The sequence below is a fragment of the Nocardia concava NBRC 100430 genome, from assembly GCF_000308815.1.
Lineage (GTDB): Bacteria > Actinomycetota > Actinomycetes > Mycobacteriales > Mycobacteriaceae > Nocardia > Nocardia concava.
The window spans coordinates 63,228-72,376 of sequence record NZ_BAFX01000206.1 but is presented as its reverse complement, the minus strand read 5'-3'; the positions used below and the strand labels follow the sequence as shown (position 1 = coordinate 72,376).

Genomic DNA, 9,149 nt, shown 5'->3' with positions numbered 1-9,149 from the left:
AGCGATATGACGAATACCGAGAGCACCGCAAAACTCGCCGACGCGCTACGGGCCTCGCTGAAGGAGACCGACCGGCTGCGGGCGCGCAATCGCCAGCTCGACGCGGCCCTGCGCGAGCCGATCGCCATCGTGGGCATGGCCTGCCGCTACCCCGGCGGCGTCGAGTCACCGGAAGACCTGTGGCGACTGGTCTCCGACGGCGTCGACGCCACCACCGATCTCCCCGCCAACCGCGGCTGGGACATGGAGCGCATCTACGACCCCACCGGCGAACTACCCGGCCGCTCCCACACCCGATCCGGCGGCTTCCTGCACACCGCGGGCGATTTCGATCCCACGTTCTTCGGCATCAGCCCGAATGAAGCGGCCACCATGGACCCGCAGCAGTTCCTCCTGCTCGAAACCTCCTGGGAGGCCTTCGAACGCGCCGGAATCGACCCGACGACCCTGCGCGGCAGCGCGACCGGCGTGTGGGTCGGCATGATGTACCACGACTACCCGGCCAATACGAACGCCGGATCGCTGGCCTCGGGCCGGCTCTCCTACACCTTCGGACTCCAGGGCCCGTCGGTCACCGTCGACACCGCGTGTTCGTCCTCGCTGGTGGCCATGCATTCGGCCGCCGCCGCACTGCGCGCGGGCGAATGCGAGCTGGCCCTGGCGGGCGGTGTCACCGTGATGGCGGGCCCGGACACGTTGATCGAGTTCAGCCGCCAGCGCGGACTGGCCGTCGACGGCCGCTGTAAGTCGTTCTCCGACAGCGCCGATGGCGTCGGCTGGGCGGAGGGCGCCGGTGTGCTGGTGCTGGAGCGACTGTCCGACGCGCAACGCAAGGGCCACCGGATTCTCGCGGTGATGGCCGGTTCGGCGGTGAACTCCGACGGCGCCTCCAACGGGCTGACCGCGCCCAACGGTCCCGCGCAGCGACGCGTCATCGAGCAGGCGCTGGCCAGTGCCGGAATCTCCGCCGCCGATGTCGACGCGGTCGAAGGGCACGGCACCGGAACGACTTTGGGCGATCCGATCGAGGCCCAGGCCTTGCTGGGCACCTACGGCCGTGATCGCGCGCCGGAGCGTCCGCTGTGGCTGGGGTCGCTGAAGTCGAACATCGGGCACGCGCAGGCCGCCGCGGGCGTGGGCGGCGTGATCAAGATGGTGATGGCGATGCGGCACGGGCTGCTGCCGCGCACGCTGCACGTGGACCGGCCGTCGTCCAAGGTCGACTGGTCCGCGGGCGAGGTGCGGCTGCTGACCGAACCGGTGTCGTGGCCGGTGGTCGATCGCCCACGGCGGGCGGGTGTTTCGTCCTTCGGCATCAGCGGCACCAACGCGCACGTCATCATCGAGCAGGCTCCCGCCGCCGAACCGGATCCCGCCGCCGTGACGACCCCGGCCGAGCCCGTCGGGGCGGTCGTGCCGTGGGTGCTGTCCGCCGCCAGTCCCCGTGCCCTCGACGTACAGGCCGTTCGCTTGGGGTCGTACGTCCGCGAAAATGGCTTCGCGGCAAACGATGTCGGATACTCGCTGACCGCCACCCGCGCCACGCTCGGCCATCGAGCGGTGGTCCTCGGTGCCGATCGCGACGAACTGCTCTCGGGCATCGACGCTTTGGGTCGTGGAGACTCCCTACCCGGTGTCGTCTCGGGTCGCGCGACTTCGGGTTCGACGGGGTTCGTCTTCTCGGGTCAGGGCGCGCAGTGGGCCGGTATGGCCGAGCAGCTGCGTACGCACCCGGTTTTCGCGGAGGCGTTCGACAAGATCGTCGCGGAGCTGAATCCGCTTCTCGGCCAGCCTATCTCGCTCGATGAGGCACTGGCCGCCACGGACCTGGTCAACCAGACCGTCTTCGCGCAGGCCGGGCTGTTCGCCTTCGAGGTCGCGCTGTATCGCCTGCTCGAGGCGTGGGGTCTGCGCCCGAACCTGGTGGCGGGCCACTCGATCGGCGAGATCGCCGCCGCGCATATCGCAGGGGTGCTGTCGCTCTCGGACGCCTGCGTCTTGGTGGCCGCGCGCGGCCGGTTGATGCAGGCGCTCCCGGCGGGTGGCGCGATGCTCGCGGTGGGAGCGCCGGAATCCGCCGTGGCCCCGCTGCTGACCGACGGCGTCTCGATCGCGGCGGTGAACAGCCCCACCTCGGTGGTGATCTCCGGTGTCGAGACCGAAGTCGATGCGCTCGCCGAGGTGTTCGCCGAGAAGTCCTGGCGGACAAGCCGTCTGCGAGTCTCGCACGCTTTCCATTCCGGATTGATGGACCCGATGTCGGCGGAGTTCGCCGCGGTGGTCGAGGGCTTGAACTTCGCTCGGCCGACCATTCCGCTGGTATCGACCGTGACCGGCGCCCGGGTGACCGATGAGATGTCGGACCCGGCGTACTGGGTGCGTCAGGTCCGCGCCACAGTGCGGTTCGCCGACGCGGTGACCACCATGGCGGACGCCGGTGTGGTGCGCTTCGCCGAGATCGGACCGGACGCGGTGCTCACGCCGATGGTGGCGGGCACCGTGGACGCTGAAGCCACCGTCGCGGTCGCGTTGGCGCGCCGCGATGACGCCTCGACTGCCACGGTGACGGCCGCGGTGGCGAAGTTGTTCGTGTCGGGCGCGGAGGTGGATTGGCCCGCGTTCTACCCCGGTGCACAGCCGATCGACCTGCCCACCTACGCGTTTCAACGCGAGCGTTTCTGGCTCGATGCGAAGCGGTATCTGTCGACCACGTGGCTGGCCGCCGAGGCGGACGCCGCCGGATTGGATCCCGTCTCCCATCCTCTGCTGGGAGCGGTTGTCCCGCAACCCGATTCGGATGGCGTGAGCTACGTCGGCCGATGGTCGCTGAACTCGGTCGGATGGCTCGCCGATCACAGCGTGCTCGGCACGGCACTGCTGCCGGGAACCGGTTTCGTCGAGTTGGCGACCCATGTGGGCGGATTGCTCGGCCACCCGAGGGTGGAGGAGCTGATCCTGCACGCACCGCTGACATTGCCTGCCCACGACGGGGTTTCGGTACAGGTGGTGGTCGGCGCGGCGAATGATTCCGGTCGCCGGCGCATCACGATTCACTCGCGCCAACCCGACGCGGTCGCATGGACATTGCACGCGGAGGGTGACCTCACCGCCGAGGACGTCCGACCCGATTTCGATCTCGCCACCTGGCCTCCGGTCGACGCCGAGGCGATCGACGTAACCGACGCGTACACCGAGCTGCTGGATGCCGGATACGGATACGGCCCCTACTTCCAGGGCATGCGAGCAATGTGGCGACGCGGCGAGCACGGCGCCGACGGTCACGAGCTGTTCGCCGAGGTGGCCCTGCCCGATGCGGAGGCCGCCGAAGGATACGGCCTGCACCCCGCACTCTTCGACGCGGCAATGCATGCCCTCATCGTGGATCAACTCCGCAATGGCGGCCTCGACGCGCCCGCGCTGCCGTTCAGCTGGCGCGGCGTCGCACTGCACTCGGCCGGAGGCAGCGCCGTCCGGGCCCGAATCCGGGTGCACGACAGCCGTTTCACGCTGTGGCTGGCCGACAGCACCGGCAACCCGGTCTTGTCGGTCGACTCGCTGGACACCCGACAGGTGTCCGCGGACCGGCTGCGCGCCGACCGGGTGGCCGACGCCCTGTACCGGGTGGATTGGATCACGCCGTCGGTCAGCGGCGGTTCGGCAGTCCTGGCACGCACGGCGGTCATCGGCGCGCCGGGTTCGGCGGAGGTGCGCGGCTTTCCCGACCTCGCGACGCTGGTCGCGGAACTCGACGCATCGGCCGAAGCCGTGGTCCCCGCGCTCGTTCTGCTCCACTGCGCCGATACCGGCGACGCGTCGTCGCACGACGCCCGCGAGGCGGTGCACGACGTACTGGCCGCTGTCCAACAGTGGTTGGGCGACAATCGATTCGCCGAGTCCCGCCTGGTGATCCTGACCCGCGACGCGGTCCGCACCAGCGAGTGGGAGCAAGTCCGCCCGGCGCAGGCGCCCGTCTGGGGTCTGGTGCGCGCGGCCCAGGCCGAACATCCGAATCGATTGCAGCTCTTGGACCTCGAGGGTTCGATCGACCACGATCCGGCCGCCGTCGCCACCGCCGCGGCAGCCCTGGCGGCAGAGCCGGAGGGCGCGCTGCGTGACGCGAAGGTCCTGGTGCCGCGGCTGGTGCAACATCAGGTCACCGAGGCCGACCGCGAGCCGGTCGAACCGTTGGACACCGGCACGGTGCTGATCACCGGCGGCACCGGCGGGCTCGGCGCGCTCTTCGCACGGCATCTGGTCACCGAATACGGTGCGCGGCGGCTGGTTCTGACGTCCCGGCGCGGGCCGGAAGCCCCCGGCGCGGACGCGCTGCGCGCCGAGTTGACCGAACTCGGTGCGCAGGTGACCGTCGCCGCCTGCGATGTCTCCGATCGAGACGCGCTGAAGGCATTGCTCGACGAGATCGGGCCCGAGTACCCGCTGACCGGTGTCGTGCACGCGGCGGGCATCGCCGACCACGGCCTGATCGAATCGATGACGAGCGGTCGTATCGATGCCGTGTTCGCGCCCAAGGCCGATGCCGCGTGGCATCTGCACGAACTCACCAGTGACCTGCCGCTTTCGCTGTTCGTACTGGTGTCCTCCGCCGGTGGTTTGGTGCTGGCCGCCGGCCAGGCCAACTACGCGGCCGCCAATGTCTACCTCGATGCCCTCGCCACCTACCGCCGGTCGGCCGGGTGGGCGGCCACCTCGATCGATTACGGCCTGTGGGAACGATCGAGCGGTCTGGGCACCGAACTCTCCGACGAGGATTTCGAACGCATGCGGCGGCAGGGCTTCCCGGCGCTGTCCGAAGCCGACGGCCTGGCGCTCTTCGATGCCGCGGTGACCTCCGGCGTCGCCCAGCTGGTCGCATTGCCGGTCGACCGGGCCGTGCTCCGCACGCGAGCCGAGCACGCACCCGCCCTGATCCGCGGGCTGGTACCGGTTACGGCCCAGCGTGAGACGCCGTCACCGCTGCTGGAGCTGGTCGGCCTGCCGTCCGCCGAACGGCTTCCGAAGCTCGTGGAGTTCGTGCGCAAGCAGGCGGCCAAGACGCTCGGCTACGCGGATGTCGAGCTCATCGCGGTCGACAATGTGTTCGGCGAAATGGGATTCGACTCGCTCACCGCGGTCGAATTCCGCAACGCCCTGCGCGACGCCACGGGCGTGCAGCTGCCCGGCACCTTGGTCTTCGACTTCCCGACGCCCCAGATTCTCGCGAAACAGCTGGACGAACGATTGGCGGAAGGCGCGGGCTCGCTCGCGAACGCCGTCGACGCGGCCGCCCAGCGAGATCGTGAGGAGGGTGTCGCCGATGACTCGCTGTACGGCATGTTCCGCACCGCGGTCGGCCGGGAACAGTACTCGGTCGCCTTCCTGCTGCTGCACCTGGCGGCACAGATGCGTGACCTGTTCACCGCCAACGAGGTGCCGGCCGTCGAGCCGGAGCTCATCCGCATGACCGAGGGCGACGCCACACCGCGCATCATCTGCATCGCCCCGCCGATGGCGGCGGGCGGTGTGCGCCAGTACGCCCGGATGGCAAGCAAACTGCGCACGGCCCGCGACGTGGTCGGCCTCGCACCGATGGGATCCCACGCGGGCGAGCCGCTGCCCACCGACTATGCCGCCGCCACCAAGGCATTGATCAAGCCCATCCTCGACGCCGCCGACGGGCAGCCGTTCGTGCTGTTCGGGTACTCCTCCGGCGGGGTGCTGGCCTACAGCGTCGCCGAACAGCTGGAGGCGCTCGGCGGGCATGCGCCGACGGGAGTGGTGCTGGTGGACAGCTACCGGGTGGCCGAGGGCGACGGCAGTGAGTGGATCCTCAAGCCGGTCGCCGAGAACATGGTGACCAACGAGGCCGCCTTCGACCGATTCGACCCCGCCCGATTGACCGCCATGGGCCAGTACATTCAGGTGCTGCGCGGCATCCTGCCCGGGAAGATCGCCGCGCCCACGCTGTTCCTGCAGTGCGCGCAGCGGATTCCCGGTGTCCCCGAGGACTTCCAGGCGTGGCAGGCCCAGCCGTGGGACGAGAGCCACCGTGTGGTTCAGGTGGATGCCAACCACTTCGCCATGCTGCACGAGGGATCGGATCAGGTCGCCGCGGCGGTCGACGACTGGCTGGAAGAGCTGGTGTGATGATGCGGCCGGGAGGGTGATTCGCCCTCCCGGCCGCTATCCGGTCATTTGCCGGTGTGCGTGAGCCGAACCGCCCCGTACCACGGAATCCGCTTGGCGCCGAGCGGCATTCGGGGACCGACCGGCGCGAAGGCGAGCGACCACAGCAGCGGGGGCAACCGGCGGAATCGGGCTGCCATCCGGAACAATCCGACGACCTCGTCCGCGGTCCAGCCCGCGTCGGCGAAGAATCGCAGCGGTTCGAGCGGCCCGAACTTCCAGGGCGAATTCTCGAGCAGCTTCTTGTTCACCCGGTTGAACCGGTCGACCACGGGCTTGTTGTTCACATCCATGATCCACCAGGCGATTTCGGGCCGCGCCAGTGCCGAGGCCAATCCCGAGACCTCGTCGTCGGACAGGTAGTACACCAGTCCCTCGGTCAGGACGAGCGCCTTCTTCGCGCCCTCGAGCGCCTGGTTCAGGAATTGGTCGCGCGCTGCCGGGTCCGCGAGATCCACTGCGGCGCGGGTGAGTTCGCAGCGCGGGGTCTCGTCTTCCAGCAGACGGTTCTTCTCGGCGATCAGATCCGGGAAGTCGACTTCGATCCAGCGGAGATCGGCGGGCAGATCGAGACGATACGGGCGCGCATCCATACCCGCCGCCATATTGATGACGAGATCGCAGCCCTTGGAAAGGGTTTCGGCGATCAGGTCATCGATGACCTTGGTTCTGGTGACCAAGGGCCAGCCGGCCATGGCGTTCGATCCTTCGCCCGCGACGATGGCCTTGCCGGTTTCGCCGGCCAGCCGCTCCGCGAGCGGATCGTGAAAGAGCGCATCGGGACGGGCGGATTCGAGCGCGCGATACGCGGCCACCCAGTGCGCGGTGTCCGAAACATTCGAAACGGGTCCAGCGGTTTCAGGCATAGTTGCAGTCTCTCTGATCACGAATCAGTTGGGCCACACCGTGTGAGTTGGCATCGATGTAGAAATGGCCGCCCGGGAACGACGTCTGTGTGAAGGGTCCGGTGGTGTGCGCCTGCCACTCCTTCAGGTCGGCGATGCTGGTGGCGGGATCACTGTCGCCGACCAGCGCCACGACCGGTGACTCGACGGTGGAATCCGGTGCGCACGTGTAGGTTTCGATCGCACGGTAATCACTTCTCGTGACCGAGAGAATGAGCGATCGGAAATCGGGATCCTCCAGCAGCGCCGCGGGCGTGCCGCCGAAGTCCAGCAGGTGGCGGATCAGTTCCTGATCGCTGTAGCGGTGCACACCGTGAGAACCCTTGCGCGCCGGTGCGATTCGGCCCGATACGAACAAGGTGGCGGGCGGCGTCACCTGCTCCTGTTCGAGACGGCGACAGGTCTCGAACGCCACCGCCGCACCCATGCTGTGGCCGAACAGCGAGTAGCCCGCGGTCTCCGGAATCAGTTCGCGAATCTCCGGCAGCGCACCCTCGACGAGCTCGGCGACGCTGCCGAGCAACGGTTCGTGCCTGCGGTCCTGGCGGCCGGGGTATTGCACACCGAACACACGGAATTGCGGTCCGAGCGTTCTGGCCAGCGGCCCGTAGGAGATGGCCGATCCGCCGGCGTGGGGAAAGCAGATCAGGGTGTGGGCGCCATCCTCCGCTCCGGCGGACAACCTACGCAACCAGCTGGCGTTTCCCATGGGACCTCTCGGCGGATCGGTGAATCGGTGAATGTCATTGCAGCAGAACGGGGACCGACTGATGACCGTTGGAGACGAAGCTGCCCAGCGGCCGGAGTTCGGCGGGGTCCACCGCCAATCGCATATTCGGGAATCGCTCGAACAGGGCCGGGAGTGCGATGGCCGCCTCGAGCCGGGCCAAGGGCGCACCGAGGCAATGGTGCGCACCGTATCCGAAGGCGATGTGCTCCTTGTTTTCCCGGTGAATGTCGAAATCCCCGGCGGTGTCACCGTGAACGCCCGGGTCGCGGCTCGCGGCCCCGTAGGAGGCGAGGATCGCCTCGCCCGCGGCGATCCGGACACCGGCGACCTCGATGTCCTCGACCGCGTAGCGCAGGGGCAGATGTGTGATGGGCGGCTGGTATCGCAGCGCTTCCTCGATCACCTCCGACCACGGCACCCGGCCGGAGAGCACGTCGGCCCGCTGTTCCGGGTTGGTCAGCAGGGCGACGATCGCCTGGTCGAGCAGGTTGACCGTGGTCTCGTGACCGGCATTGATCACCAGGATCAGGGTGTCGATCACTTCTTTCTGCGTCAGCCGGTCGGAGTCCTCGTCGACGGCCGAGATCAGCGCACTCGTGATGTCGTCGCCGGGGTTGCCGCGCCGATAGAAGATCAATTGCCCCATCAGCGAGACCATTTTGAGGACATTGGCCTGCGCCTGCGCGGGCGTGAAGGACGTGTCGAAGAACCCGTCGACGCACGCGTGAATCTTGGCGTTCAAATGCTTCGGCACGCCGAGCAATTCACCGATGACCTGAATCGGCACCGGGTACGCGTAGGTGGGCCGCAGGTCGACGGCTTCACCCGGGGGAAGGGCATCCAGTCGCTTCAGCAGTCCATCGACGATGGTTTCGATCCCCGGGCGCATCAGGGCGGTGCGGCGAGCGGTGAACGCCGGGGCCACCAGTTTGCGGAGGCGGCGATGCTGGTCGCCGTACGCGGTGAACATATTCTCCGCGATGACCCACGGGTGCAACGGCCACCGATGGTCGATCTCCCCGTTCTTGAAGGCCGTCCAATGCTGGCGCGGATCCTTGGACACCCGGGGATCGGCGAGCAATTCCTTCAGCACCACCGCATCGGTGACCGCCCATGCCGAGACCCCCGCGGGCAACTCCACCAACGAGACCGGACCGCGCTCGCGTATCCGCTCGTTCTCAGCCTGAACATCGGCGCCCGTCGGATCCAGCACAATCGCTTCGGTATTCAAGGACCAACTCCCCACGCGGGGCGAACCCCGTACTGCCTCAATCTCGTTCCAGCGGAAGTAATGCGGGATCGTTATCGCATTGCAGCGAACTTACCACTGA

The 9,149-nt window shown here is 68.2% G+C and carries 4 protein-coding genes; 1 reads left to right on the top strand and 3 read right to left on the bottom strand.

Features of this window, described 5'->3' with window-relative positions; translation table 11 throughout:
- Window positions 1–6: 6 nt before the first annotated feature.
- Complete coding sequence (locus ON43_RS44535) at window positions 7–6,144, top strand: type I polyketide synthase (RefSeq protein WP_040816653.1); 6,138 nt, start codon at window positions 7–9, stop codon at window positions 6,142–6,144.
- A gap of 44 nt (window positions 6,145–6,188) precedes the next feature.
- Here ON43_RS44535 and ON43_RS41840 read toward each other — a convergent pair whose 3' ends face one another.
- The 3 genes from ON43_RS41840 to ON43_RS41830 are packed head-to-tail and all read right to left on the bottom strand — an operon-like array spanning window position 6,189 to window position 9,049.
- Complete coding sequence (locus ON43_RS41840; protein ID WP_040816652.1) at window positions 6,189–7,049, bottom strand: class I SAM-dependent methyltransferase; 861 nt, start codon at window positions 7,047–7,049, stop codon at window positions 6,189–6,191.
- The gene (locus tag ON43_RS41835) at window positions 7,042–7,797 is read right to left on the bottom strand and encodes a thioesterase II family protein (RefSeq protein ID WP_040816651.1); all 756 of its coding nucleotides are present in this window, start codon (window positions 7,795–7,797) and stop codon (window positions 7,042–7,044) included. The genes ON43_RS41840 and ON43_RS41835 overlap by 8 nt, the downstream gene beginning before the upstream one ends.
- Window positions 7,798–7,831: 34 nt before the next feature.
- Window positions 7,832–9,049 (bottom strand): cytochrome P450 family protein, encoded by a 1,218-nt coding sequence (locus tag ON43_RS41830; RefSeq protein ID WP_040816649.1) that lies wholly within the window; start codon window positions 9,047–9,049, stop codon window positions 7,832–7,834.
- Window positions 9,050–9,149: the final 100 nt, after the last annotated feature.

Excerpts from the sequence above, each read along its gene's own strand:
- ON43_RS44535 (WP_040816653.1), top strand. The coding sequence starts at position 7 with ATGACGAATACCGAGAGCACCGCAAAACTCGCCGACGCGCTACGGGCC.
- ON43_RS41840 (WP_040816652.1), bottom strand. The coding sequence starts at position 7,049 with ATGCCTGAAACCGCTGGACCCGTTTCGAATGTTTCGGACACCGCGCAC.
- ON43_RS41835 (WP_040816651.1), bottom strand. The coding sequence starts at position 7,797 with ATGGGAAACGCCAGCTGGTTGCGTAGGTTGTCCGCCGGAGCGGAGGAT.